Here is a 25,248-nt window from a genome sequence, read left to right as displayed (position 1 = left end):
GCTGTCACGCGGGCTACTGCCACTCGAGACTAGCGGGCAGCGTTGAGCTCACGGGCGGCTTCCAGCACCTCCTCGACGTGGCCCTTGACCTTCACGCCACGCCATTCGCGCGCCAGATTGCCATCGGCGTCGATCAGAAAGGTGGAGCGCACCACGCCGAGACTTTCCTTGCCCATGAATTTCTTCATGTGAATGACGTCAAAGATCTTGCACAGGGTCTCGTCCGGGTCGCTGATCAGCTCGAACGGGTAGCCCTGCTTGGCCCGGAAGTTCTCGTGGGTGCGCAGGCTGTCGCGGGAAACGCCGAGAATCACGGTGTTGGCCGCGTCGAATGCCTCGAGGTTGTCGCGGAAGTCACCGCCTTCGGTGGTGCAGCCCGGCGTGTGGTCCTTCGGGTAGAAATAGATGACGGCTTGCTTGCCCTTGAGGCTGGCCGGAGTGACTTCGGTATCACTGGTGGCCTGGGCGGTAAAGTCGGGAATTGGCTGACCGAGGCTGACGCTCATCGTGCTCTCCTGGCGATGACTGATGGCCATGTGGCGGCTGACAGTGCTGGATGATGAAAGAAACCGGCAGTGATGGGCATCGCGCTTGCCCGCTTCTGCGGTGTGTCCTGCATTACACGCAGGGCGTCCTGACTTGTCAAAGACGGGGCAGAACTCTTGTGTTTCACCGTCTTGGCGACCAACGCCATCGTGGCCATCCACCGTGCATCTGCCCCGCGGACAGGCGAGGGAATCCACCGCTTTGCACAACGGGTGCAGATGGCGTCTGTACAGGCTTCGATGGTCTTTGTAACATCATCACCCTTGTCGCGACTCGCGTGTCGGCGTGCCCACGCAATCAGAGTCCTGCGTCAACCAATTTATGTCAGATGTCTGTCCCCGGGATCCGTTGTTTCAACAGCGCAGGGACACGCCTGGCACATCAGGCACCAGAGGAGAATTCGAGGGATGATCACAGGTAGCATTGTCGCACTGGCGACCCCGATGAAGGCCACCGGCGAGATCGACTGGGACGCCCTGCGCCAGCTGGTCGCCTTCCACCTCGAAAATGGCACCGATGCCATCGTCGCCGCCGGCACTACCGGCGAGCCGACCACCATGTCCTTCGCGGAGCACTTCGATGTCATCCGCTGTGTGGTCGAGACGGTCGCCGGCAAGATTCCGGTCATCGCCGGCACGGGCGCCAACGCCACCTCCGAAGCGGTCGAACTGGCTCGCTACGCCAAGGAAGTCGGTGCGGATTACTGCCTCTCCGTGGCGCCGTACTACAACAAGCCGACCCAGGAAGGGCTCTACCAGCACTTCAAGGCCGTCGCCGAGCAGGCCGGTATTCCGGTCATTCTCTACAACGTGCCGGGTCGTACCTGCTCCGATATCTACAACGAGACGGTCTTCCGCCTCGCCGAGCTCGACAACATCGTCGGCTTGAAGGATGCCACCGGCAACCTGGAGCGTGGTCAGGAACTGATCGACCGTCTCAAGGGCACCGACTTCGCGCTCTACTCCGGCGATGACCCCACGGCCTGTGACTTCATCCTGATGGGCGGCCACGGCGATATCTCCGTGACGGCCAACGTCGCGCCGCGCCTGATGCACGAGATGTGTGAAGCCGCCGTGGCCGGCGATGCCGAGCGCGCTCACCAGATCAACACGCGCCTGATGCCGCTGCACTCCGCGATGGGTGTCGAGTCCAACCCGATCCCGGTCAAGTTCGCCATGCACCGCATGGGCCTGTCGCCGGAATCCGGCGTGCGTCTGCCGCTGACCTGGCTGTCCGAGCAGTACCACTCCACGGTCGAGGAAGCACTGCAACTGGCCGAGGTGCTCAACTGATGAGTCAGCGTTTCGTGCCACTGGCCCTGCTGACGGCGCTCGCGGTCGCAGGCTGTTCCAGTGATGGCTACTACTACGATCGCAACAGCGAGTATGCCGATGCCAGCATCGCACCGCCGCTGGAGCTGCCGGACACGATCAATCGTGGTGATTACCAGGATTCCATGCCGGTACCGCAGGCCAGCAGTGACTTCCTGGCCAGCGACGACTTCGAGGCGCCGCGTCCCCAGCCACTGGCGACCAGCGAGCAGGGCGGGCGAGAGTTCGTCGCCATGCGTCAGAGCGGCGATGCCCGCTGGCTGGCCGTGAACGCCGCGCCGGCAGCGGTGTGGACACGTCTGCAGTCCTTCGTGCGCGACCAGGGCCTCGATGTGCAGAGCATCGATGCCGGCAAGGGCGAGATCACCACGGCCCAGGGCATCATCAGCGTCAGCCAGGGGCTGCGTGCCGATGCCTCCGAAGTGCGTTGTCAGCAGGGCGACGATGTCGCCGGCAGCTGCCTGAACGCGCTGAGCGGCTATCTGGCCGCGTCTTCCGCCGATAGCGGTGTCTCGCTGGCAGCCCAGTCGCTCAGTCGTGATGACCGCGTGCGCCTGGAAGGCCGCGATGGCACCTGGCAGGTCGATCTGGCGCTGGACATCGAGCGCAGCTGGGCCGAGCTGCTCTATCAGCTGCAGAAGAACTTCAACACTGACTACCAGACGCTGACCGATCAGGACCGCTCGCGTGGCGAGTTCATGGTCGATTACATCCCGCGTGAAGAGCGTGATGGCGGCTGGTTGGGTATCGGGGGCGATGGTGATCCGGTGCCGATGATACTCAAGCTGCGCGCCGAGAATGACCACACCCTGGTCACGGCGACCCGTGCCGATGGTGAAGAGACCACGCCGGCACTGGCGCGTGAGCTGCTCGACGCCGTGGCGTCGACACTGCGCTGAGCATGTGGCTCGACACGCCTTGCGCCGCCTCATCTGACGACTCGTCGGGTGAGGCGGCTGCGTCGTTTCAGATCCCCCTCCCGGTAGCAGGCAGTGGGGCGCTGGCGGATGGCCTGACGGCCGCCCGTGGGCCGAGTGACGACGCTCAGGGCGTGATGGCGATGGCTTCGCTGGGCAGCGGCAGCAAGGGCAACGGCACGCTGATCCGCACCCGCGAGGCATTGGTGCTGGTCGATTGCGGCTTCACCCTCAAGGAGACCGAGGCCCGTCTGGCGCGCCTTGGTGTGCATCCCTCGCAGCTGGACGCCGTGCTGGTCACCCATGAACATGGTGATCATCTGAGCGGCGTGGGGCCGTTGGCGCGTCGCCACGCTGTGCCGGTGCACCTGACTACCGGCACCTGGCTTGCCGGGCGCGCGAAGAAGCTGGGCACGTTGCCGAGCCGGCATCTGATCACGCCGCAGCAGGAATTCGCGATCAAGGATCTCGAGATTCTGCCGGTCACGGTGCCCCACGATGCGCGCGAGCCGGTGCAGTTCGTGTTCAACCGGCGCGGTGAGACGGCCGCGCGTCGCCTCGGCGTGCTGACCGATCTCGGCCATGTCAGCGAGCATGTGCTGCAGTGCTTTGCCGATTGCGATGCGCTGGTGATGGAGTTCAATCACGATCCGCAGATGCTGGCCAGCGGGCCGTATCCGCCCAGCCTCAAGCGGCGGGTCGGAGGGCGGCTCGGTCACCTGGCCAATGCCCAGGCGTGCGCCGCCTTGCCCTATCTGGGGCTGGCGCGCCTGCAGCGGCTGGTGGCCTCGCACCTGTCGGAGAGCAACAACCATCCGACATTGGCCCGGGAAGCACTGGCCCCCTGGCTTGCGGATGACGATAGTCGCCTGATCATCGCCGCGCAGGACAGCGGCTTTGGCTGGCAGGCCATCGCCTGATTTTCATGACGCCCGGTCGCTTCGCGATCGGGCGTTCGTGATTCTGGATGAGCTGACCAGATGGACAGCTCTCGAATCACGTCATACACCAACGCCACAGTCCCTCTCGGCTGGGCGTGACAGACTCAAGCGTGATCGATTCATCGTCGACCGCCTCAACACTCGACGCGTCTAGCGTCATCAGGGGGAATCTCATGGAAAAGCGTGAAGAGCTCTACGCTGGCAAGGCCAAATCCGTCTTCGTCACTGACGACCCGGATCTTCTGCTGCTGGAATTCCGCGACGATACCAGCGCCTTCGATGGCAAGCGTATCGAGCAGCTCGACCGCAAAGGCATGGTCAACAACAAGTTCAATGCCTTCATCATGGAGAAACTCAAGGCGGCCGGTATCCCGACCCACTTCGAGCGTCTGGTCAGCGACAACGAGTGCCTGGTCAAGCGTCTCGACATGATGGCGGTGGAGTGCGTGGTGCGTAACATCTCCGCCGGTTCGCTGGTGCGTCGTCTGGGGGTCGAGGAAGGCCTCGAGCTCAATCCGCCGACCTTCGAGCTGTTCCTCAAGAACGACGAGAAGGGCGACCCGATGATCAACGAGTCGCTGGTCGAGACCTTCGGCTGGGCAGAGCCCAAGCACCTGGCGCGCGCCAAGGAACTGACCTTCCAGGTCAACGACATCCTCAAGCAGCTGTTCCTCGACGGCGGCATCCTGCTGGTCGACTACAAGCTCGAGTTCGGCGTCTTCAAGGGTGAGGTCGTGCTGGGTGACGAATTCTCGCCGGACGGCTGCCGTCTGTGGGATGCCGAGACGCGCGAGAAGCTCGACAAGGACCGTTTCCGCCAGGGGCTGGGCGGCGTGATCGAAGCCTACGAGGAAGTCGGTCGCCGTATCGGTATCGATTTCTCGGCCTGAGCCTGAGCCTGAGCCTGGGTGACAGACAGGGGCCCTGAGGCCCCGACGTCACGCAGACAGTGCATCAAGGAATGGCCCCCTGCCAGTGGCAGGGGGCCGTTCGTGTTTGGTAGGCGTCAATTGTCTGGCCGGGAGCGTAGCTGTGAGGAAAGAGGCGTGGCGCTCAGGACGCGCGCAGGCTGGCCAGGTCGATCACCTGACGGGCGACAGCCGCGAGGGCGTGGTCCTGGCCTTCGTCATCCAGGCTGCCATCCTCGTGGAAGGCGCTGGCGGCACGCGAGACCGCGATCTGCTGGGGCGCGACCAGCATGCCGAGATTGTTCAGGTACAGGCGCACGAAGGGCAGTGCGCGCATGCCGCCCATGGCACCGGGTGAGGCTGAGACGATGCCGACCGGCATGCCGCGCAGGGCATCCATGCCGCTCTGGCCATCCGCCGCCGGGCGTGACAGCCAGTCGAAGGTGTTCTTGAGCAGCGGACTGAAGAAGCCGTTGTATTCCGGCGTCGCCAGCAACAGCCCCTGATGGCTGGCCAGCATCTCCTGCAGGCGGTCGGCGCTGGCGGGACGGCCATTGGCCTCTTCGCTGTCGCCATCGTAGAGCGGCATCGGGAAGTCGTTGAGATCGAGCAGACTGACCTCGGCACCTTCCTGCCGGGCGTGGTGCGCCAAGCGCTCGATCAGGCGTCGATTGACGGAGGCCTTGCGGGTACTGGCGGCAAAGGCAAGCAGACGGATACTCATGCGGCGGACTCCCGGTGAAACGAGTGGAGATGAAGGAACGCACGCCCAGTATGGTCAGGTCTCGTGACGGTTTGCCAATTCAATCTGGCATTGTCTTGATCTGGCGCGCGCAATCCTTCGATCCGCTTCATGCAAGGCGTGGCCCCCCACTGGCCAAGGCGCTGCTCTGGTCCGCGCAGGGGCTTGATCAGACGGCCACGATGGCCGCGACCTCCATCGTCAAGTGGCCATCGGGTTGTGTGCGGGCCGTGAAGCGCACATCCACGTCCACCAGCCGTACGCCATACTGGCGCTTGCCATCGGCGGGCCTGGCGGCGTGATAGGCGGGGCGCGGGTCCTGGGCGAGCACTTCCTCGATCAGAGCGCGCAGCGTGGCGCTGTCGGCCCGCGTTGCCAGTGTCTGTTCGGCCTGAGCGCAGAAGACGACGGCGTGGCGCGGCGGTGGCGCAGGCGCATAGCCGGCACGCGCTTCGGGCACCGCATCGACCCACGGCAGATACGGCTTGATGTCCATTACCGGTGTGCCATCGAGCAGGTCGTGGCCGCGCAGCAGCAGGCGCACGCCGTTGCGCTTGCCCGGCTGCCTGTCATCCGGCGTGGTATTGGTCGCCGTCTCGACGCCTGCCAGTTCGACCACCGACTGCCCCAGTCGGTTGGGACGGTGGGTGCTGCGCGAGGCGAAGACGCCGGTGCGCGCATTGCCCCCCAGGCGCGGCGGACGGATCAAGGGCGTCCAGCGTGTGGGGCTGGCGTGGAACAGGAAGTGGATCCACAGATGGCTGAAGCCCTCGATGTCGCGCACGCAGTCCGGGTCATCGAAGGGTGGCAGCAGGTGCAGGATGGCACTCGCATGACGCGCCAGTCCCGGCTGGCGGGGAATGCCGAACTTGTCCGGGTAGCAGCTTTCGATGATGCCCACCGGCTGCATGGCCTGTTGCCCCAGCGCCGCGGCCTGCTCACGCAGATGAGGGGGCAGCAGCGGCAGGCGCCTGGCCAGTGCGGCGTCGCTCATCGGGCGCTCGGCCGTGTCGGCGGTCGGGTGGGGGCTGGCGGGCTGATCGGAAGAGGACATGGCAGGACCGTGGCAGAGGCTGAAGTGATGATGGCGCAGAATGTCGTGTGACATTCCAGGCCGCCATGATGCCATGCTCGTCGTCGCACGGCATGACTGGTCTCACTGGGTCGGCTTGTGTAGTCTGCCGCGAGAGCAGCGCTGCATGGCGCTGAATCGTGATGCTGGCGACGGGGCGTGAAGGCCCCGCGCGACTCTTGAGGGCAACTTTGATCATGTCAGACCCCATCGCCATTGCCACTGCCGACGGCCTGCCGTCGACACTGGACCTCGACCGCCTTGCACTGGCGAGCCAACAGTTGATCGAGGCCGGTCAGGCGCTGGACGCTGCCGGACAGGTGCCGGCCACCGGCGGCAACTTCTCCTGTCGTCTCAGTGATCGTCTGATGGCGGTCACCGCCTCGGGCTGCCACAAGGGCCGCCTGACCAGCGGCGACATTCTGGTCAGCGATTTTGCCGTCAGGCTGCAGGGCACTTCCCGCAAGGCCTCTGACGAGGCGCGCCTGCATGGCCAGCTCTACGAAGACCTGCCCCACGCGCAGGCGATTCTGCATACCCACTCCCGGGCCGCCACCGTGCTGTCGCTGTGCCATGAGGGCGACACCCTGAGCCTGGAGGGTTTCGAACTCAACAAGGCGCTGGAAGGCGTCAAGAGTCATGAGACGGCGGTACGTCTGGCCGTCTTCGACAATACTCAGGATATCGAGGCGCTGGCGCTGGATGTGCGTGCCCGACTGGCCGCCGATGCCGGTCTGCACGGCTACCTGATCCGCGGCCATGGCCTCTATACCTGGGCCAGCAGCATGGCGGCCTGCCGCCGCCACGTCGAAGCGCTCGACTTCCTGATGGGTTGTGAACTGGAACTGAGGAGACAGCGATGAGCTTTCTGGCCATCTACGCCGAGCAGGACGCCTCGCGTCCGCAGTTGATCACCAATGATGGCGCGCAGATCGCCAGCGAACTCGAGGCTGAAGGCATCCGCTTCGAGCGCTGGACGGCGGGCTGCGAGATGCGTGATCCCACCGACCAGGCCCAGGTGCTGGCGGCCTACGCCGACGACGTCGCACGTCTCAAGTCCGAGAGCGGTTTCGTCACCGCCGACGTGATCGGCCTGACGCCGGATCACCCTGACCGCGATGCCCTGCGCGGCAAGTTCCTCGATGAGCACCGCCACGCGGAGCATGAGGTGCGCTTCTTCGTTCGCGGCAGCGGCATCTTCTATCTGCATCTGGGCGAGCGCGTGCTGGCGGTCGGCTGCGAGAAGGATGACCTGATCGCCGTGCCCGCCGGCACGCCGCACTGGTTCGACATGGGGCCGACGCCGGACTTCACCGCCATCCGTCTGTTCACCAATCCGGAAGGCTGGATCGCCAACTTCACCGACAATGACATCGCCGCCCGCTTCCCGCGTCATGAAGCGCTGGCCGAGCACTTTACCCAGACCGCCGCCCCGCATTCCCAGGAGTCCGCATGATTCGCGCCATCGTCACCGACATCGAGGGCACGACCGGCTCGATTCGCTTCGTGCATCAGGTGCTGTTTCCCTATGCGCGTGCCAATCTGGGCGATTTCGTGCGCGCCAATGCCGAGCGTGAGGACGTCGCCGAGCAGCTGGCTGCTACCCGCGAGCTGGCCGAGGCACCGAAGGCCGATCTCGAGGCCGTGATCGCCATTCTGGAAGGCTGGATCGACGCCGACCGCAAGGCCACGCCGCTCAAGGCGCTGCAGGGCATGGTCTGGGCGCAGGGCTACGCGGACGGTGACTTTACCGGCCATGTCTATCCTGATGCCGTGAAGGGATTGCGTGACTGGAAGGAGCGCGGACTGTCCTTGTATGTCTACTCTTCAGGCTCCATCCAGGCCCAGAAGCTGCTGTTCGGGCATTCCGATGTCGGCGATCTGACTCCGCTGTTTGCCGGCTACTTCGACACCACCACGGGCCCCAAGCAGGAAGCCGAGAGCTATCGCCGTATCGCCGGTCAGCTGGGCATTCCGGGCGCGGAGATCCTGTTCCTGTCGGATGTCGTCGCCGAGCTGGACGCCGCCGCAGCCGCCGGTTTCCATACCTGGCAGCTGGTGCGGGAGCCGGACATGGTCACCGGAGATCATCCCCGGGCCAGCCGCTTCGATGAGGTGTCCTTCAGCGGCTGAGCAGGACGCTTCAGTGGCAGTTGTCAGCCGTGAAGCCTTTCAGGTTTTCCATGAATACAGCGTCCTCGTTCGAGGACACAAGGAGGACGAACGATTGCACAGCCAGACCGATAGCCGTGAAGTGGCCAGGGAGCGTGTTCATATCGTGGCGGCGCAGCCGGAGCATGCCGCGGATCAGGCCGAGGTGTTCTATCAGGCCGTCATGCAGGGCGCTGCCGGTCATTATGATCTGGCGCAGCGCCAGCAGTGGGCCGCGCGTGTCCCGCGCGACGCCGAACGCTGGGCCGCGCGTCAGCATCGCTTCGAGGTGCTGGTGGCGGAGCGTGATGGTCGCTGTATCGGCTTCTGCGAGTACGCCCCCGAATGGCCGCTGGCACGCATCGAGATGCTTTACGTCTACCCGAGTCTGATGGGGCAGGGCATCGGCAGCCAGTTGCTGGCGGCGGCCGAGCGCGACCTGCGCGAGCGCAAGGTACGGGTGGTGAGCCTGGAGGCCAGTCTGACGCTGTCACCGGGCCTGGCCCGCCGTGGCTGGCACAGTCTGGGACTTGAGCACATCAAGCGCGATGACGTATGCCTCAAGCGTGAGCGCTTCGAGAAGCGTCTCGATCAGTGAGCGTCGCCTCCTGTGAAGGCAGATGGCAGACATGCCCCCGCCGGGTCTCCGGCGGGGGCATGTGTCTTGATGGGGGGATGTGTCTTGATCGGGGCCACATGGCCGGTCGATGCCTCAGCGCTTGCGCAGATGCATGTGGCGCAACACCCCGCCGGGGCCGAGGTCGCGGTCCTCGAGTCGTTGCACCGCATGGCCCTCCAGCAGGTTGTCCAGCGGCACATTGAGGTTGGTCGCCACCAGCCGGGCCAGTGGATTGAGCAGGCGCCGCAGCCGCCCGGCCGGGCGATTGCCGCGCAGGCCCTTGTCGAGCAGTGACAGCTCGCCATCACTGGCCAGCACGCGCAGCGCTTCATCGAAGGCGCGCTGGGGTCGGGGCACCACGGCGATGATCAGGTGGGCGATGACGACATCGAAATAGCCATCGGGGAAGTCGAGCGCCATGGCGTCGCCCGGCTTGACGTTGGCATCGAAGCCCAGCGTCTCGGCACGCTCGCGACAGCGGCGCAGCATGGCGGGGGAGGCGTCGATCACCTCGAGTTCGATGTCACGGGGCAGGAAGGGCAGGTCGAGCCCGGTGCCGCCGCCGAGCAGCAGCACGCGGGTGCCCGCCTGGATATCGAGAGTCGCGATGGCCTCCCGCCGCGCGGAGCGCAGGATACGGGCGGCCACACGGTCGTAGATCGGCGCGTCTGCCAGCATCCGCCTGATGCCCTGGGGGCTTCAGGCGGATGCTGATGAGGAGATGGCGGGGACATGGGACGCCTCCCTGGCGGCATGGCAATGCGTCGTGACAGAGGGGCCGGCGTCAGCGGCGACTTCTGCAGGACAGGAGCTGGCCAGCAGGAAGGCATTCACCTGTCGTTGGCTAGCGGGTCTCGACAGTGTAGATGCGCATCGACAGGTCGATGGAGGTCACGTCCTTGGTCAGCGCGCCGATCGAGATGCAATCCACGCCCGTGGCGGCGATACCCGGCAGGGTCGCTTCGCTGACGTTGCCGGAGGCTTCCAGCACGGCCGGCTTGGCATGCGCCTTGTTGCGCGCCACGGCCTCGATGAGCTGATCGTTGTCGAAGTTGTCGAGCATGATGACGTCGGCTCCGGCATCCAGCGCCTGGGTCAGTTCCTCGAAATTCTCGACTTCCACTTCACAGGTGACGTCGGAGGCGATGTCGCGCGCCTCACGCACCGCTGCCGCGATGCTGCCACAGGCAGCGATATGGTTTTCCTTGATCAGGAAGGCGTCATAGAGGCCGATGCGATGATTGTGGCCACCGCCGCAGCTGACGGCGTACTTCTGGGCGACCCGCATGCCCGGCAGGGTCTTGCGGGTATCGAGCAGGCGCACGCCACTGCCCTCGACCAGTGAGGCATAGTGGTTGGCGCGGGTCGCGGTGCCGGAGAGGGTCTGCAGCAGGTTGAGCGCCGCACGCTCGCCGGTCAGCAGCGAGCGGGCCGGGCCTTCCAGCTCCAGGAAGGGCGCGTCGGCCTCGAGGCGATCGCCATCGCTGGCCAGCCACTTGAGGCTGACGCGCGGGTCGAGACGACGAAACAGCTCGTCGACCCAGGCCACACCGCACAGGATGGCCGGCTCGCGGCTGATCACGCGTGCCTTGGCCCACTGGCGCTCCGGAATCAATTCGGCGGTGATATCGCCACCGCCGACATCCTCGGCGAGCAGGCGGGCGGCGCTGGTACGGATATCCTCGGCGAGGGCGTCGTGGAAGTTCATGCGCGTCTGATCCTTGTACGAAGAGTGCTGCCGGAGCCGGGGTCTGTGCGTGTGCCGGGGCAGTGGCACAGACCCGTGGCTGCCGAGCATGCCATAATGTGCGCCATTATAGGAAAAGCCACGCGAGCGGTCAGTCCCCGCGTGCGATGACCTTCCCGTCTGGAGTCTTCGATGCCCCCCTTGTCCTCTTCCCCGCGCTCGGGTCACCTGACGCGTCTGGCGGTCACCCCTGAGCACTGGCTGGAGAGCGCCCGTCAGGTACCGTCTCCCAATCACAATGCGCGTCCCGAAGGAGAAATCTCGGCGCTGGTGCTGCATTCCATCAGCTTGCCGCCCGGCCGCTTTGGCGGGCCGGCCATCGAGCAGCTGTTCACCAATCAGCTCGATCCCGGTGCCCATCCCTATTTTGCCGATATCCATCAGCTGCGCGTCTCGGCGCATGTGCTGATCCAGCGCGACGGTCGACTGGTGCAGTTCGTACCCTTTGATCGTCGGGCCTGGCACGCCGGTCGCTCGCGCTGGCATGACGGTCAGCGTGAACGTGTCGAGCTCAATGACTTCACCATCGGCATCGAGCTCGAAGGCGATGAGGTGCATCCCTATCGCGATGTCCAGTACCGCACCCTGGCACGCACCGTGGCCGGCCTGATGGCGAGCTATCCCGCGCTGACGCGTGAGCGCATCACCTCGCATGCGCGGATTGCGCCGTTGCGCAAGACGGATCCAGGCCCAGCCTTCGATTGGGCTTACTTCGATCGCCTGCTGGGTGGCATTCAGGACTAAGATCGCAGGCGCCTCGCGATGGTGCGTTGCAGCATCATGCGGCGTCGCCGAGCAGGAAACGCCCAGTGGCGGGCCGCGTTGGTAGTTTTACTACATCATGGCTGTCGAGGTCGGCTCAGTCTGGCGCATGAGTCCCGACCGCAAGGCGCATGAGGCCAGTGCTGCCGCGGGGCAGCCAAGCGTTGCACCTGCCCGGTGAGTCTGGCTGCCCTGAATTGGCACGCGGGGGTGTTTGCGGTATCTTTCACGCCAAATGACCGCATCTTGTGACCTGCTTTGGCGCAGGATGCGCGTCGAGATTGACGGCCGGCAAGACCCGGTCACGGCAGGTTTATCGGAGATGCGACCCACCCAGAAGGTCGTGCCCACACTGAAGAGCGCCACTGGTTTCGATATCGCTGTTCGTCGAAACGTCTGACAAAAAATTTCTTCACTCGGAGAGACGTCTATGAGTCTGGAGGCAAGAGAAGATCTCGATCCGATCGAAACCACGGAATGGTTGGACTCCCTGGAATCGGTCCTGGATCGTGAGGGTGAGGATCGCGCCCAGTACCTGATGTCACGTCTGGCAGATCGTCTGCGTCGTGATGGCCATCAGGTGCCCTTCTCGGTGACCACGCCCCATCGCAACAGTATCCCCGTGCACCGCGAAGCGCGCATGCCGGGCGATCTGTTCATGGAGCGTCGTATCCGTTCGCTTATCCGTTACAACGCCATCGCTCAGGTGATCCGCAACAACCGTGCCCACAAGGGCCTGGGCGGTCACATCTCGAGCTTCATGTCCAGTGCGACGCTTTACGACGTAGGTTTCAACCACTTCTTCCGTGCACCGGAAGGAGATTTCGAGGGCGATCTGCTCTACATCCAGGGCCACGTGGCGCCGGGCATCTACGCCCGTTCCTTCCTGGAAGGTCGTCTCAGCCAGGAGCAGATGGACAGCTTCCGTCAGGAAGTCGACGGCAATGGCCTGTCTTCCTACCCGCACCCGTGGCTGATGCCGGATTACTGGCAGTTCCCGACCGTCTCCATGGGTCTGGGCCCGATCCAGGCGATCTACCAGGCGCACGTCATGAAGTACCTCAACTCGCGTGAGTTGAAGTCCATGTACGACCGCAAGGTGTGGTGCTTCATGGGTGACGGCGAGTGTGACGAGCCGGAATCCCTGGGTGCCATCTCGCTGGCGGGTCGCGAGAACCTCGACAACCTGATCTTCGTCATCAACTGCAACCTGCAGCGTCTTGACGGTCCGGTGCGCGGCAACGGCCGCATCATGGACGAGCTGGAAGGCGTCTTCCGTGGTGCCGACTGGAACGTGCTCAAGGTCACCTGGGGTCGCTTCTGGGATCCGCTCTTCGAGCAGGACAAGAAAGGCATCCTGCAGAAGCGCATGGACGAGGCGGTCGACGGCGACTACCAGAACTACAAGGCCAATGGCGGCGCTTACACCCGTGAGCACTTCTTCGGCAAGTATCCGGAGACGGCCGAACTGGTCAAGGACATGTCAGATGACGACATCTGGCGTCTGAACCGCGGTGGCCACGATCCGTACAAGGTCTATGCGGCGTACCACGAGGCGGTCAACAACGCCAATGGTCGTCCGACCGTCATCCTGGCGCACACCGTCAAGGGTTACGGCATGGGCATGGGCGATGGCGAAGCCGCCAACGAAGCCCACCAGGTCAAGACCATGGAGCACGAAGCGCTGAAGAAATTCCGCGACCGCTTCGGCATCCCGCTGACCGACGAGCAGCTCGAGGAAGTGCCGTACTACAAGCCGGCGGATGACAGCCCGGAAATGAAGTACATGCACCTCATGCGCGAACGTCTGAACGGCTACCTGCCGCAGCGTCGCACCGAGTATGAAACGCTGGAAATCCCGCCGCTGGACGACAAGATCTTCGCGTCCCAGCTCAAGGGCTCCAACGGCCGCGAAGTGTCCACCACCATGGCCTTCGTGCGCGTGCTCAACGGTCTGGTCAAGCACAAGACCCTCGGCGAGCGTGTCGTGCCGATCATTCCTGACGAAGCGCGTACCTTCGGCATGGAAGGCATGTTCCGTCAGCTGGGTATCTATACCGCGGCAGGCCAGAAGTACGAGCCGGTCGACAAGGGCCAGATCATGTATTACCGCGAGGACCAGAAGGGTCAGGTCCTCGAGGAAGGCATCTCCGAGGCAGGCGCCATGTCTGCGTGGGTGGCGGCGGCAACGTCCTATGCCAACCACAACCTGCCGCTGATGCCGTTCTACGTCTACTACTCGATGTTCGGTTTCCAGCGCATCGGTGATCTGGCGTGGGCCGCAGGTGACCTGCAGGCACGTGGCTTCCTGGTCGGCGGTACTGCCGGTCGTACCACCCTGAACGGTGAAGGTCTGCAGCACCAGGATGGCCACAGCCATATCCTGGCCTCGACCATCCCGAATTGCCGCACCTACGACCCGACCTACGCTCACGAAGTGGCGGTGATCGTGCAGGACGGCATGAAGCGCATGTTCGAGCAGCACGAGCCGGTCTTCTACTACCTGGCGGTGATGAACGAGAACTACGAGCAGCCGGAACTCGAGACGGTGCCCGCAGAGGACATCATCAAGGGGATGTACCTGCTCAAGGAAGGTGGCAAGGACGGCAAGGCACGCGTTCAGCTGCTGGGTTCCGGCACCATCCTGCGTGAAGTCGAGGCAGCCGCCGAGATGCTCAAGCAAGACTACGGTGTCGATGCCGACATCTGGAGCGTCACCAGCTTCAACGAGCTGCGTCGTGAAGCGCTGGAACTGGATCGCCAGGCCTTCCTCAAGCCGGAAGAGACTCCGGCCAAGCCGCACGTCACCCAGTGTCTGGAAGGTCGTGACGGCCCGGTCGTGGCTGCCACCGACTACATGAAGCTGTTCGCTGACCAGGTTCGCGCCTGGGTCCCGACTGACTATCACGTGCTCGGTACCGACGGTTTCGGTCGTTCCGATACCCGCGAGAAGCTGCGTCACTTCTTCGAAGTCGACCGCAACTTCGTCACCGTCCAGGCCCTGAAGGCGCTGGCGGATCGTGGTGAGATCGACCGCAAGGTGGTCGCGGAAGCGATCAAGACCTACGGCATCGACCCCAACAAGCCGAATCCGCTGAACGTCTGAGCGGAGATCGCGGAACAGGCGAGCGGCACTCCCTCCTCGACATCATGATGATGCGCAGGTGATTCGGGTGTCGCTCCCCGTGCACGTTTTGGAAGGAGCACGATCTTGAGCAGCGAAATCATCAAGGTTCCCGACATTGGCGGTAGTTCCGATGTCGAGATCATCGAGATAGCGGTGGCGGTGGGAGATGTCATCTCCGCCGAAGACACCATGATCACTCTTGAGTCCGACAAGGCCAGCATGGATGTGCCGGCACCGAAGGGCGGCAAGGTGGTGAAGATTCTCGTCAAGGAAGGCGACACCGTCTCCGAAGGCGACGATATCCTGGAGCTGGAAGCCGAAGGCGGTGGTGACACCTCCTCTGACGCTTCTGACGAGCAGCAAGCGCCGAAGGAAGAGGCGCCCAAGCAGGAAGCCTCTGAGCAAGCGCCGAAGGAAGACGCTTCTGCACCGAAGGCCGCTTCCGGTGGCACCCGGACCGTCGACATCGTCGTGCCGGACCTGGGCGACTCCGAAGCCGTGCCGATCATCGAGATGGCCGTCTCCGAAGGCGACGAAGTCGACGCCGAAGATGCGCTGATCACGCTGGAATCCGACAAGGCCAGCATGGACGTCCCGAGCCCGCACAAGGGCAAGATCGTCAAGCTGACCGTCAAGGAGGGCGACAGTGTCTCCTCCGGTGATGTCATCGGTCAGATGGAAATCGCCGGTGAAGGCGGTGACAGCGCGTCTGATTCTGCGCCGGCCGAGCAGGCCTCTTCTTCCGAGTCCGCCTCTGAGGATGCGTCTTCCGAGGCACCGGCTGCTGAAGAAGCGCCGGCCTCCGGTGAGCCGGAGCGCAAGGAAGTGCGTGTCCCGGATCTGTCCGGCAGCGACAGCGTGCCAATCATCGAGATGGCCGTGGCCGTCGGTGACGAGGTCAACGAGGAAGACGCGCTGATCACGCTCGAGTCCGACAAGGCGACCATGGACATCCCGAGCCCCTACAAGGGCAAGGTGGTGGAGCTTTCCGTCAAGGAAGGTGACACCGTCTCCGAGGGTGACCTGATCGGTTACATCGAGGTCGCGGGTGCCGCGCCTGCGCCGAAGGCTGCCAAGTCCGAAGCGCCGGGTGCGCCCAAGGCGGAAAAGAGCGAGCAGAAGCCGGCTCCGACACCGGCTGGTGCGCCGAGTCCGGAAGCCCAGATGGCCGCTCACAAGCCGAGCAAGGGTGCCAAGGTCCACGCAGGGCCGGCGGTTCGCCTGCTGGCACGTGAGTTCGGTGTCGACCTGGCGGATGTCTCCGGCAGCGGTCCGAAGGGCCGTGTGGTGAAGGAAGATGTCCAGGCCTACGTCAAGCAGATGGTGCAGAAGGCCAAGTCCGCACCGGCAGCCCCTGCCGCGCAGGCCTCCGGCGGTGCCGGTATCCCGCAGGTGCCGGATCAGGACTTCAGCCAGTTCGGTGAGATCGAAGAGAAGAAGATGGGCCGCCTGATGAAGGCCGGTGCCACCAATCTGCATCGCAGCTGGCTCAACGTCCCGCACGTGACCCAGTTCGATGAAGCCGATATCACCGAGCTCGAGGCCTTCCGCAAGTCCATGAAGGCCGAGGCGGAAGCGGCAGGTGCCAAGCTCACGCCGCTGCCGTTCATGATCAAGGCGGCGGCTCACGCGCTGGCCAAGTATCCGCAGTTCAACGTCAGCCTCAAGGCCGACGGCGAGACCCTGGTGCACAAGAAGTACGTGCACATCGGTATCGCGGTGGACACGCCGGACGGCCTGATGGTGCCGGTGATCCGCAATGCGGATCAGAAGAGCCTGCTGGAGCTGGCCAAGGAGTCCGTGGAACTGGCCAAGAAGGCGCAGACCAAGAAGCTCAAGCGCGAAGAGATGACCGGTGGTTGCTTCACCATCTCGAGCCTTGGCTCCATTGGCGGTACTGCCTTCACCCCGATCGTCAACACGCCGGAAGTCGCCATCCTGGGCGTCTCCAAGGCGCAGATGAAGCCGGTGTGGGACGGCGCAGCCTTCCAGCCGCGTCTGATGATGCCGCTGTCACTGTCCTACGATCACCGTGCGGTGAACGGGGCGGATGCAGCACGCTTCACGGCGTATCTGGCTCAGGTGCTGACTGACGTGCGTCGCATGCTGCTCTGATGATGCCTGTGGCATGAAGCGCGGGTGCCGTGACCTTCCTGGAAGGTTTCGGCATCCGTCGCTGACAGGCCTGGCTGACAGGTCTGGCTGAAATAACGGCCTCCTTCGGGAGGCCGTTTTTTGTGCATGTCCGTTGGCGTGGCAGGGCGGCGATCGCTGTTGCTGCCCTGCACAACATGCGATGCTTCACGCCAACCTGCCGCGATCTGCCGCATCGTGCTGGCACGACCCGGGAAGGCCGGTTCTCGCAACACACAAGGAGCAAGACAATGGAATGGTTGATGGACCCTTCGGCATGGGTGGCTCTGGCGACCCTGACCGCGCTTGAGATCGTGCTGGGCATCGACAACATCATCTTCCTGTCGATTCTGGTCGCGCGGTTGCCCGAGTCCCAGCGTCAGCGCGGGCGCATGATCGGCCTGGGCCTGGCGATGGGCATGCGCATCGTGCTGTTGATGTCGCTGTCGTGGCTGATGTCGCTGACCGCGCCCCTGTTCAGCGTGGCCGACTTCAGCTTCTCGGGACGTGATCTGATTCTGATCTTCGGGGGCCTGTTCCTGCTCGGCAAGAGCACCCACGAGATCCACGCCAACCTGGAAGGCGAAGACCCCGCCGAAGAGGGCGCGAAGAAGGGCAGCGCCAGCTTCATGGCGATCATGGTCCAGATCGCCTTGATCGATATCGTCTTCTCGCTGGATTCGGTGATCACGGCGGTGGGCATGGTCGATCACCTGATGGTGATGGTCATCGCCATCGTCATCTCGGTGGGCATCATGATGGTGGCTGCCAAGCCCATCGGCGATTTCGTTGATCGTCACCCGACCATCAAGATGCTGGCGCTGTCCTTCCTGATCATGGTCGGCATGATGCTGATGGTCGAAGGCTTCGGTGTTCACGTGCCCAAGGGCTACATCTACGTGGCGATGGCCTTCTCGCTGGCGGTGGAAATGCTCAACATCCGTCTGCGCAGCAAGCGCGCCAAGGCCGTGCGTCTGCGTCGCAGCAGCCAGGCGGAAGACGTGACCGAGTGAGACATTGGCACACCAACGACTGACATGACTCAGCCTGATCACGCCATGGCAACCGAGCAAGGTGGCCCGGCGTGAGTGGAAAGACGCCCTCTGCGACCGCGTGCCGCAGGGGGCGTTTTCGTGTCATGACAGCCGTGTATGGCAGGTCGGCAACCGGCGAGGAGGGCGACAGGCCCTCCTGCGCGCCAAGACAGTGCCAAAGGGCGGCATACGCGCCTTTGGTGTGCTTGTGCCGGCGTCGTGTGAACGGTATCGTCAGCTCTACATTGCATGGCGATGACATAATGAGATCATCCGTGCGCGCCGTCGTTTCGCGCAGCATATATTGATCCGCTGCCCATATTCATCCTGGTCATCGATACGCTCGATGCGTTCGGCCCTCATGAGGTAGTCGAGCGTCTCGACGCCGCGAGTTTCGCCGCTTCACCTCGATCATGTCGACGACCAGAGCGCCTTGGATGGCTATCTGCCGCCGAGGGCAAGGTGCACCAGCGCCAGATGACCCTTTACACCCGTTTGATGCTTTTCATTTGCACACTCAAGGAGCAGTACCGATGCGTTTGATCCTGTTGGGCGCCCCCGGCGCCGGCAAGGGCACCCAGGCCCAGTTCATCTGCGAGCGTTTCAACATCCCGCAGATCTCTACCGGAGATATGCTGCGCGCAGCGGTCAAGGCCGGCAGCGAGCTGGGACTCAAGGTCAAGGAGATCATGAATACCGGCGGACTGGTGTCCGACGAGATCATCATCGCCCTGGTCAAGGAGCGCATCAGCCAGCCCGATTGCGAGAATGGCTTCCTGTTCGACGGCTTCCCGCGCACCATTCCGCAGGCTGACGCCATGAAGGAAGCGGGCGTGAAGCTGGACCACGTGGTCGAGATCGCCGTCGCTGACGAAGAGATCGTCAAGCGTCTGTCCGGTCGTCGTGTGCACCCGGACTCCGGTCGTGTCTACCACATCGAGTACAACCCGCCGCGCGAAGAAGGTAAGGACGACGTCACCGGCGAAGCCCTGATCCAGCGTGAAGACGACCGCGAAGCCACCGTGCGCAATCGTCTGTCCGTCTATCACGAGCAGACGGAACCGCTGGTCGAGTACTACTCCAGCTGGTCTGCCACTGGCGATGCCCAGGCACCGGCCTACCACCGCATCGAAGGCGTCGGCTCCGTCGACGACATTCGTGCCCAGCTGGTCAGCGCGCTGGAGCACTGATTGCCCGGCACGCCTCAGGTGGCTCAGCTGGAACAGCTCGGATCGCGCTGGTGAAGCCGGCCGCCTGACGAGAAACGCCCGTAGACATTGTCTGCGGGCGTTTTTTGTTCTTCGCATACTGGCGCGAATCAGGAATGAGGCGTTGCGGCAGGCCGCTCGACGGCGTTGGAGCGGGGGTTGCAGCAGGAGTGACGCCCGCGGCCGACACCAGCCGTGGACAGCCTGCGTCTTTTGCTGCCCGCGGGGGACGGGTAGAATCGCGTCACATTTTTCTGACGACGAACCGCCCATGACCACGCTTCTGGCCATCGATGCATCCTCTTCCGCCTGTTCCGTTGCCCTGTGGCAAGACGGCGTTGTTACTGCCGAGCGCTGTGAGGCTCCCCGTCAGCACACCAAGCGCATGATGCCGATGATCGAGACGCTGCTGAGTGCCGCCGATCTGACCCTCAATGACCTCGATGCCCTGGCCTATGGCCACGGACCGGGTTCGTTCACCGGATTGCGCATCGCCGCCGGCACCATCCAGGGGCTCGCCTTCGGTCTCGATGTGCCGGTGATCGGCGTCTCGACGCTGGCGGCCCTGTCACTGCAGGCCCACCGCCTGCATCACGCGCGTTTCGTGCTGCCGATGCTGGATGCACGCATGGGCGAGCTCTACACCGGCGCCTATCGCGTCGTGACGCGCGCTGACGGCGAGATCGCGGTCGAGCAGGTGCTACCCGAGCAGGTCTGCGCGCCGGGCCTGCTGGAGCTGCCTGCGGCGCTGCGTGAGCATGACTGGCTTGCAGTCGGTTCGGGGCTGGTGATGCACGACGAGCTGCCCCAGAGCGTGCGTGCCAGCCTGGCATTGCAACTGCCCGAGCCGCAACCGGATGCCGAGGCCATGGTGATGCTGGCCGCCCAGGCGTATGCGCGCGGTGAAGCGGTGTCGGCGGTCGAGGCCCAGCCGGTCTATCTGCGCAACGAGGTGGCATGGCGCTGATGGCGCCAGGGATCGCCATCTCGTTGCGTCATCGTTGGGTTCAGCCAAGGCTGACATAAGGTTCGCGCATCATCATGTTGCGCCCGACACTCGCGGCGCGGCTTGACGCAAAGCGTTGTTATGTCACTACGGCACGTGCAGTGCCACAGACGATGTCTGTCGTCCGTGTGGGCCACTGAGGCCCGTCTCTCTTAAAAGGATGTTTCATGGAACTCATGCATGTGGTGGCGTTGGCCGTCATTCAAGGTCTGACGGAATTTCTGCCGATTTCCTCCTCCGCCCACCTGATTCTGCCCTCCCAGGTGTTCGGCTGGCCGGACCAGGGGCTGGCGTTTGATGTCGCGGTACACGTCGGTACCTTGTTGGCCGTGGTGATGGCCTTTCGCAAGGATGTCGCCAATATTCTCGCTGGCTGGTTTGGCCAGTTCAGTGGCAGCGGCACGCTGGCGGCGCGCCAGACCGAAGACAGCCGTCTGGGCTGGGCAGTGCTGCTGGCGACGCTGCCGGCCGTGGTCTTCGGCGGCCTGCTGGGCGATGTGGTGGAAACGGCCGGGCGCTCGATCGCGGTGATCGGTACCACCACCATCGTCTTCGGTCTGCTGCTGTGGTGGGCGGACGTCAAGGGCGCACGCACGCGTGACCTGGCGACGCTGACGCTCAAGGGGGCGCTGATCATCGGCCTGTTCCAGGCACTGGCCCTGATTCCCGGTACCTCGCGTTCGGGCATCACCATCACCGCCGCGCTGCTGCTGGGCTTCGAGCGTCAGAGCGCCGCGCGCTTCTCCTTCCTGCTGTCGATTCCGCTGATCGTCGCGGCCGGCCTGCTCAAGGGTCTGGAGCTGATCGAGACCGGCAGTGAGGCGCAGCTGTTCGATGTCGCTCTCGGCGCGGTGCTGTCCTTCGTCTCCGCGCTGGTGTGCATCAAGCTGTTCCTCAAGGCCATCGACAGCATCGGCATGCTGCCCTTCGTCATCTACCGTCTGCTGCTGGGCATGATGCTGTTCGGCATGCTGGCGTTCCTGTAAGCCCTGCCATTGCTGTAAGCCATGCGCGCGATGACGTAAGCTTGTCCTCTGACGGCGTCGCTCCTGCGGCGCCGTCGGCGTTTGTCAGCCTGATCGCATGCCATGCGAGTTTCCCTTTTCCTGCGTTCACCGTTTCTCATAGAGCCCATCCATGCTGCCACCCGAAGACTCTCTCGCTGCCCATGATGCAGCCGACGATGCCGCTCCCGTGATCGCCATTGCCCGTTCACGGCTGCAGACACGCCCGGAACTCGCCATGCTGGCGGCACATTTCGGCATCGCGCTGCGGGAAGATGACGAGATGCCGGCGCTCAAGCTTGAGGTGGCGCTGGACGAGCAGGGCGCGCCGCGGCTGGTGATCGCCGGAGATGAGCGCGAATACGGCAAGCCGCTGTGCGTCGATTTCGTCGCCGGTCGTGCCGATCATCGCCGTCGTTTCGGCGGGGGGCGCAATCAGCTGATCGCACGGGCCTGTGGTCTGAATCGAGGCGCACTGCCGAGCATCGTCGATGCCACCGCAGGGCTCGGGCGTGATGCCTTCGTGCTGGCGAGTCTCGGGGCACCGGTATTGATGATCGAGCGCGTGGCGGCCACGGCGGCGATTCTGGTCGATGGGCTGACCCGGGCACAGGGCTGTGCGGATGACGAGATTCGCGACATCGCGCTGCGCATGCAGGCGCTGCACGGTGATGCCACGCGGGAGCTCGGGGAGCTGGTGACGCAGTGGGATCAGCCGCCTCAGGTGGTGCATCTCGACCCGATGTACCCGCACCGTGACAAGTCGGCCCTGGTCAAGAAGGAGATGCGCGTCTTCCGCGCCCTGGCCGGTGATGATGCGGATGCCCCGGCGCTGCTCGAGGCGGCGCTGGAGGTCGCGACGCATCGAGTGGTGGTCAAGCGGCCACGCAAGGCCGAACCGATCGGCGGGCTCGCGCCGAGTCATGTGGTGGAGGAGAAGACCAGCCGCTACGACGTCTATGTGAAGCAGGCGCTGCGCTGACGCCTGACGATAGCATCAGCGATGTAACAGTCTCCGCCAAACGCAAAAGCCCCCGCTCGCGATCTGATCGCGGCGGGGGCTTTTGCGCCAGGGGCCTCGGCCCATCATCTCATTCGCGCTGAGAAGAGGCGTTGGACGACTTGTGGCCTGCTGGCACGGCTCCGTCAGCGGCCTCATGGTCGTCGAGGGCTGGAGTCTGCTCCTCGGCCATGCCTTCAGACGGGGCGTCGCTCTCTTGCTCGCTCTCGGCCTCGTTCTCGCTGTCGCGCAGGCGTACATGCTGCAGGCGGTGGCGCAGGGCGGGGTCGAACAGATCGCGGCCATGTACCTGCAGGTCTTCCAGCGCTTCGCCGAAGCATAGCTGGCCGCTCTCCAGCCAGATGAAATCCAGTTCCAGCAGGGTATCAAGCAGGCCGCTGAACAGACGCTTGTCGAAGAACTCCGGTGCATTGAGGCCCGACAGCAGGGTCAGGCGTTCGGCCAGGGCGCCGGAATGACTCTCGAGGGACTCGCGGTCCAGCGTGCCGCTGCCGTGCTGCAACAGGGCGGCGATCAACAGATAGCCGCGTTCCAGCGTCGGTTGTACCGGCTGAGCCAGCAGATGTAGCTGCTCGGAAGGCTTTTGGCTGGCCACCGGACGTGACCAGCGCTCCGGAGTGTCGCCAGTCGCCGCTTGATGCTCCAGCAGGCCTTCCTCGCTCATCAGCGCCAGCGTGGCGGCGATATCCGCTTTCAGCTCAGGGGCCTCGGGGACGAACAGCTCGCGCATCAGCAACGGCCAGGCGGGACTGATCTGATCTTCCAGTGCCTCGAGGGTGTACTGGGCCGTATTGCGGAAGGCGAAGGCGATCAGCGCGGGCAGCGCCAGCAGGTGCAGCACGTTGTTGCGATACCAGGTCAGCAGACTGGCCTGCTCCGGAGTGGCGATCACCAGCTCGCCAAGACTCTGTGGACGCAGGGTGACCAGCCCAAGATGCGCGCAGTGAGCGACCCACTCATCCGGCGTGCCCTCGGGCAGGCTGTGGTCATGACGGCCCGGCAGCTTGTCGGCGATACGCACCAGCATCGCCAGCTGGCGTTGCAGCAGGCTGGCCTCGATGGCGTGGTGGGCGGTGGACAGCAGCACCAGCGCCGTCAGCGAGACCGGATTGAGCGCGGCGGCGGCATTGATGCGCGTGGCGATTTCATGCCCGAGTTGCGGCACCGCCCGGGTCAGCCATTGTGGGCGGCGCTGATGGCGGCTGGCCTTCCAGTCCGGCGCGGTCTCATCCAGCCATTCGCCCAGCTTGAGCGGCTCGCCGATGTTCAGGTAAACCTTGCCGAAGGGCTGCTTGAGCTGGCCGAGCACGCGGATGAGGTCCAGCGGTGACTCCTTCTTCTTGCTGGCTCCCGACAGTTCGCGCTGATAGCTCAGGCTCTCGAAGACCTTCTCGTAGCCGATGTAGACCGGCACGAAGGCCACTTCGCGGCGCGTATCACGCAGGAAGGAGCGCAGGGTCATCGCCAGCATGCCCGGGCGCGGGGGCAGCATGCGGCCGGTGCGTGAACGGCCCCCCTCGATGAAGTACTCCAGCGGGTGGCCGCGGGTGATCAGCTGGTGCACGTACTCGTCGAAGACGGTGGCGTACAGGCGATTGCCGCGGAAGCTTCTGCGCAGGAAGAAGGCGCCGCCACGGCGCAGGATCGGGCCGATGATCGGCATGTCGAGGTTCTTGCCTGCAGCGACGTGGGGCGTCATCAGGCCCTCGTGGAACAGCACGTAGGACAGCAACAGGTAGTCGATATGACTGCGATGACAGGGCACGTAGATCAGCTCGCAGTCGCCGGCGATCGCCTTGACCCTGGACATGCCGCTTGTCTCGACGCCGTCATACAGCTTGTGCCACAGCCGCTTCAAGGCATGCGCCAGAAAGCGCTGTACCGGATATCCCATGTTGGAGGCGATCTCGCGGCCATATTGCAGGGCACGCTTCTCAAGGCGTGCCGGTGGCTGATCCTGCTCGCGGGCCAGCTCGCTGATCACGTCCTGCACTGCGGGCGCCTTCTGCAGGTTGCGGATCATGGTGTGGCGATGGGAGAGGTCCGGCCCCAGCAGTCGGGTACGCACGCGGCGGAAGTGCACGCGCAACAGGCGCGAGATGCGACGGTGCGCCAGTGCCGAGTCCTGCGGCCCCTCCCTGAGCGCCTCATTGAGTCTGAGCGGCTGGCCGAAATGCACATCCACCGAGCGACCATGCGCCAGGATCGCGATGGCGCGGCGCAGCACGCCCGTCACGCGCCAGCTGTCGGCGGAAATGAGCTTCCAGAAGCCGAACTCCTTGCCCGGTGCACGTCCCCAGAACACGCTGACCGGTACCAGCTGGACCTCGACGTCGGCCGGGGCGTCCTCGAGTGCGGCGATCAACTTCTCGAGCCGACGGGACAGCAGGCGCCTGTCGCTGCGCGAGCGGCGCAGCAGACGAAGACGGGAGTGTCTCAGGCGCAGGTCTCCTATGCTCAGGGACAGGGTCGGTGAGGGCAGGCCACGTGCCTCGCACAGCTGCTCGACCACCAGCTCGTCGGACAGCGCCTGGTACGGGAAGACGTAGACCACTGGCAGCGCCGGGTCGAGGTTCAAGGCGCTGTGGTCCAACGCATTGATGTCGGGCTCCACCGCGCGCAGTTCCACCCACTTGTCCAGCAGACGGCGACTGATATTGCGCAACGGGCGCAGGACTAAGGTGACTGGCGACATGGTGAGGCTCTCGCAGGTGTGGACAAGGACGGACTACCGGAAACGACAATCTGTCGGCGTTCACGAATAAAGCATCGGGTCGATGAATCAGGGTTGATGGCAACGTTTTCATGGTCTGGCTGGTAGCGCTCAGCGCGAGCATGATATTGAACATTATACGCATTCTGCCTGCAGACGCCGTGGCAGGGTACTTGGTGACTGAGTGCGTAGTGACGAAGCGCACAGTGGCAGCATCTGGTGGTGCACCGTCATGGGCATCGCCATCGGTATCGTGCCGTGCAGGG

Annotated in this window: 22 protein-coding genes; 16 read left to right on the top strand and 6 right to left on the bottom strand. The window is 64.2% G+C overall.

Features of this window, described 5'->3' with window-relative positions:
• Positions 1-29 precede the first annotated feature (29 nt).
• Positions 30-506: a peroxiredoxin gene (locus AC5WNJ_RS14475; protein WP_253064600.1), complete on the bottom strand. Its 477-nt coding sequence runs from the start codon at positions 504-506 to the stop codon at positions 30-32.
• Between the two features lie 447 nt (positions 507-953).
• On the opposite strand from AC5WNJ_RS14475, the gene dapA reads away from it, so the two are divergent.
• The 4 genes from dapA (at position 954) to purC (ending at position 4,625) form a co-directional block, all read left to right on the top strand.
• The gene (dapA, locus tag AC5WNJ_RS14470) at positions 954-1,838 is read left to right on the top strand and encodes a 4-hydroxy-tetrahydrodipicolinate synthase (RefSeq protein ID WP_043336386.1); all 885 of its coding nucleotides are present in this window, start codon (positions 954-956) and stop codon (positions 1,836-1,838) included.
• Positions 1,838-2,776, top strand: coding sequence for a hypothetical protein (locus tag AC5WNJ_RS14465; RefSeq protein WP_176677945.1), 939 nt, complete (start codon positions 1,838-1,840; stop codon positions 2,774-2,776). The genes dapA and AC5WNJ_RS14465 overlap by 1 nt, the downstream gene beginning before the upstream one ends.
• A 155-nt stretch (positions 2,777-2,931) precedes the next feature.
• Positions 2,932-3,714 carry an MBL fold metallo-hydrolase gene (locus AC5WNJ_RS14460; RefSeq protein ID WP_495930039.1) on the top strand — a complete coding sequence of 261 codons (783 nt, stop codon included), beginning with the start codon at positions 2,932-2,934 and terminating at the stop codon, positions 3,712-3,714.
• A 194-nt stretch (positions 3,715-3,908) separates the two neighbouring features.
• The gene (gene purC, locus AC5WNJ_RS14455) at positions 3,909-4,625 is read left to right on the top strand and encodes a phosphoribosylaminoimidazolesuccinocarboxamide synthase (protein WP_175089098.1); all 717 of its coding nucleotides are present in this window, start codon (positions 3,909-3,911) and stop codon (positions 4,623-4,625) included.
• Positions 4,626-4,788: 163 nt separating this feature from the next.
• Here purC and AC5WNJ_RS14450 read toward each other — a convergent pair whose 3' ends face one another.
• Together AC5WNJ_RS14450 and tsaA are read right to left on the bottom strand one after the other, a co-directional pair.
• The gene (locus tag AC5WNJ_RS14450) at positions 4,789-5,367 is read right to left on the bottom strand and encodes an NADPH-dependent FMN reductase (RefSeq protein ID WP_043333775.1); all 579 of its coding nucleotides are present in this window, start codon (positions 5,365-5,367) and stop codon (positions 4,789-4,791) included.
• Positions 5,368-5,554: 187 nt separating this feature from the next.
• The gene (tsaA, locus tag AC5WNJ_RS14445; protein ID WP_495931059.1) at positions 5,555-6,295 is read right to left on the bottom strand and encodes a tRNA (N6-threonylcarbamoyladenosine(37)-N6)-methyltransferase TrmO; all 741 of its coding nucleotides are present in this window, start codon (positions 6,293-6,295) and stop codon (positions 5,555-5,557) included.
• A gap of 359 nt (positions 6,296-6,654) precedes the next feature.
• Between tsaA and AC5WNJ_RS14440 the strand changes: the two genes are divergently transcribed.
• From AC5WNJ_RS14440 to AC5WNJ_RS14425, 4 genes are all read left to right on the top strand, one after another.
• Entirely contained in the window at positions 6,655-7,320 is a 666-nt protein-coding gene (locus AC5WNJ_RS14440) for a methylthioribulose 1-phosphate dehydratase (RefSeq protein WP_495930038.1), read from the top strand.
• On the top strand, positions 7,317-7,913 hold the full coding sequence (locus AC5WNJ_RS14435) for a 1,2-dihydroxy-3-keto-5-methylthiopentene dioxygenase (protein ID WP_176677942.1): 597 nt from the start codon (positions 7,317-7,319) through the stop codon (positions 7,911-7,913). The genes AC5WNJ_RS14440 and AC5WNJ_RS14435 overlap by 4 nt, the downstream gene beginning before the upstream one ends.
• A complete protein-coding gene (gene mtnC / locus AC5WNJ_RS14430) occupies positions 7,910-8,590 on the top strand; it encodes an acireductone synthase (RefSeq protein WP_107335985.1) in 681 nt (226 codons plus the stop codon). Before AC5WNJ_RS14435 ends, mtnC begins: the two co-directional genes overlap by 4 nt.
• A gap of 94 nt (positions 8,591-8,684) precedes the next feature.
• The gene (locus AC5WNJ_RS14425; RefSeq protein ID WP_495930037.1) at positions 8,685-9,206 is read left to right on the top strand and encodes a GNAT family N-acetyltransferase; all 522 of its coding nucleotides are present in this window, start codon (positions 8,685-8,687) and stop codon (positions 9,204-9,206) included.
• A gap of 114 nt (positions 9,207-9,320) precedes the next feature.
• Here the strand turns inward: AC5WNJ_RS14425 and AC5WNJ_RS14420 are convergent, their stop codons facing one another.
• Entirely contained in the window at positions 9,321-9,905 is a 585-nt protein-coding gene (locus AC5WNJ_RS14420; protein ID WP_495930036.1) for a class I SAM-dependent methyltransferase, read from the bottom strand.
• A gap of 166 nt (positions 9,906-10,071) precedes the next feature.
• A complete protein-coding gene (gene nadC, locus AC5WNJ_RS14415; protein ID WP_495930035.1) occupies positions 10,072-10,935 on the bottom strand; it encodes a carboxylating nicotinate-nucleotide diphosphorylase in 864 nt (287 codons plus the stop codon).
• 171 nt (positions 10,936-11,106) lie between these two features.
• Between nadC and ampD the strand changes: the two genes are divergently transcribed.
• The 8 genes from ampD (at position 11,107) to AC5WNJ_RS14375 (ending at position 22,230) form a co-directional block, all read left to right on the top strand.
• Positions 11,107-11,718, top strand: coding sequence for a 1,6-anhydro-N-acetylmuramyl-L-alanine amidase AmpD (ampD, locus tag AC5WNJ_RS14410; protein ID WP_253064586.1), 612 nt, complete (start codon positions 11,107-11,109; stop codon positions 11,716-11,718).
• A gap of 448 nt (positions 11,719-12,166) precedes the next feature.
• Positions 12,167-14,842: a pyruvate dehydrogenase (acetyl-transferring), homodimeric type gene (aceE, locus tag AC5WNJ_RS14405; protein WP_495930034.1), complete on the top strand. Its 2,676-nt coding sequence runs from the start codon at positions 12,167-12,169 to the stop codon at positions 14,840-14,842.
• A 105-nt stretch (positions 14,843-14,947) separates the two neighbouring features.
• Positions 14,948-16,978 (top strand): pyruvate dehydrogenase complex dihydrolipoyllysine-residue acetyltransferase, encoded by a 2,031-nt coding sequence (aceF, locus tag AC5WNJ_RS14400; RefSeq protein ID WP_495930033.1) that lies wholly within the window; start codon positions 14,948-14,950, stop codon positions 16,976-16,978.
• A gap of 269 nt (positions 16,979-17,247) precedes the next feature.
• Positions 17,248-18,009 carry a TerC family protein gene (locus AC5WNJ_RS14395; RefSeq protein ID WP_176677934.1) on the top strand — a complete coding sequence of 254 codons (762 nt, stop codon included), beginning with the start codon at positions 17,248-17,250 and terminating at the stop codon, positions 18,007-18,009.
• Positions 18,010-18,563: 554 nt separating this feature from the next.
• Positions 18,564-19,220: an adenylate kinase gene (adk, locus tag AC5WNJ_RS14390; protein WP_131432716.1), complete on the top strand. Its 657-nt coding sequence runs from the start codon at positions 18,564-18,566 to the stop codon at positions 19,218-19,220.
• 289 nt (positions 19,221-19,509) lie between these two features.
• Positions 19,510-20,205, top strand: a complete 696-nt coding sequence (gene tsaB / locus AC5WNJ_RS14385; RefSeq protein ID WP_176677933.1) for a tRNA (adenosine(37)-N6)-threonylcarbamoyltransferase complex dimerization subunit type 1 TsaB — start codon at positions 19,510-19,512, stop codon at positions 20,203-20,205.
• Between the two features lie 206 nt (positions 20,206-20,411).
• The gene (locus tag AC5WNJ_RS14380; protein WP_495930032.1) at positions 20,412-21,230 is read left to right on the top strand and encodes an undecaprenyl-diphosphate phosphatase; all 819 of its coding nucleotides are present in this window, start codon (positions 20,412-20,414) and stop codon (positions 21,228-21,230) included.
• Between the two features lie 301 nt (positions 21,231-21,531).
• Complete coding sequence (locus AC5WNJ_RS14375; protein WP_404326991.1) at positions 21,532-22,230, top strand: class I SAM-dependent methyltransferase; 699 nt, start codon at positions 21,532-21,534, stop codon at positions 22,228-22,230.
• Positions 22,231-22,339: 109 nt separating this feature from the next.
• On the opposite strand, the gene plsB is transcribed toward AC5WNJ_RS14375, so the two are convergent.
• Complete coding sequence (plsB, locus tag AC5WNJ_RS14370) at positions 22,340-24,964, bottom strand: glycerol-3-phosphate 1-O-acyltransferase PlsB (RefSeq protein WP_495930031.1); 2,625 nt, start codon at positions 24,962-24,964, stop codon at positions 22,340-22,342.
• Positions 24,965-25,248: the final 284 nt, after the last annotated feature.

The organism is Cobetia sp. PDI-23MA, assembly GCF_059507735.1.
Note: the sequence above shows the minus strand (reverse complement) of the source record. Positions and strands in the feature narration are given on the sequence as shown.

Excerpts from the sequence above, each read along its gene's own strand:
- adk (WP_131432716.1), top strand. The coding sequence starts at position 18,564 with ATGCGTTTGATCCTGTTGGGCGCCCCCGGCGCCGGCAAGGGCACCCAG.
- AC5WNJ_RS14440 (WP_495930038.1), top strand. The coding sequence starts at position 6,655 with ATGTCAGACCCCATCGCCATTGCCACTGCCGACGGCCTGCCGTCGACA.
- AC5WNJ_RS14465 (WP_176677945.1), top strand. The coding sequence starts at position 1,838 with ATGAGTCAGCGTTTCGTGCCACTGGCCCTGCTGACGGCGCTCGCGGTC.
- AC5WNJ_RS14395 (WP_176677934.1), top strand. The coding sequence starts at position 17,248 with ATGGAATGGTTGATGGACCCTTCGGCATGGGTGGCTCTGGCGACCCTG.
- tsaB (WP_176677933.1), top strand. The coding sequence starts at position 19,510 with ATGACCACGCTTCTGGCCATCGATGCATCCTCTTCCGCCTGTTCCGTT.
- AC5WNJ_RS14475 (WP_253064600.1), bottom strand. The coding sequence starts at position 506 with ATGAGCGTCAGCCTCGGTCAGCCAATTCCCGACTTTACCGCCCAGGCC.
- AC5WNJ_RS14420 (WP_495930036.1), bottom strand. The coding sequence starts at position 9,905 with ATGCTGGCAGACGCGCCGATCTACGACCGTGTGGCCGCCCGTATCCTG.
- dapA (WP_043336386.1), top strand. The coding sequence starts at position 954 with ATGATCACAGGTAGCATTGTCGCACTGGCGACCCCGATGAAGGCCACC.
- ampD (WP_253064586.1), top strand. The coding sequence starts at position 11,107 with ATGCCCCCCTTGTCCTCTTCCCCGCGCTCGGGTCACCTGACGCGTCTG.
- AC5WNJ_RS14460 (WP_495930039.1), top strand. The coding sequence starts at position 2,932 with ATGGCGATGGCTTCGCTGGGCAGCGGCAGCAAGGGCAACGGCACGCTG.
- AC5WNJ_RS14435 (WP_176677942.1), top strand. The coding sequence starts at position 7,317 with ATGAGCTTTCTGGCCATCTACGCCGAGCAGGACGCCTCGCGTCCGCAG.
- aceE (WP_495930034.1), top strand. The coding sequence starts at position 12,167 with ATGAGTCTGGAGGCAAGAGAAGATCTCGATCCGATCGAAACCACGGAA.
- mtnC (WP_107335985.1), top strand. The coding sequence starts at position 7,910 with ATGATTCGCGCCATCGTCACCGACATCGAGGGCACGACCGGCTCGATT.
- purC (WP_175089098.1), top strand. The coding sequence starts at position 3,909 with ATGGAAAAGCGTGAAGAGCTCTACGCTGGCAAGGCCAAATCCGTCTTC.
- AC5WNJ_RS14450 (WP_043333775.1), bottom strand. The coding sequence starts at position 5,367 with ATGAGTATCCGTCTGCTTGCCTTTGCCGCCAGTACCCGCAAGGCCTCC.
- tsaA (WP_495931059.1), bottom strand. The coding sequence starts at position 6,295 with ATGCAGCCGGTGGGCATCATCGAAAGCTGCTACCCGGACAAGTTCGGC.
- AC5WNJ_RS14375 (WP_404326991.1), top strand. The coding sequence starts at position 21,532 with ATGCCGGCGCTCAAGCTTGAGGTGGCGCTGGACGAGCAGGGCGCGCCG.
- nadC (WP_495930035.1), bottom strand. The coding sequence starts at position 10,935 with ATGAACTTCCACGACGCCCTCGCCGAGGATATCCGTACCAGCGCCGCC.
- AC5WNJ_RS14380 (WP_495930032.1), top strand. The coding sequence starts at position 20,412 with ATGGAACTCATGCATGTGGTGGCGTTGGCCGTCATTCAAGGTCTGACG.
- plsB (WP_495930031.1), bottom strand. The coding sequence starts at position 24,964 with ATGTCGCCAGTCACCTTAGTCCTGCGCCCGTTGCGCAATATCAGTCGC.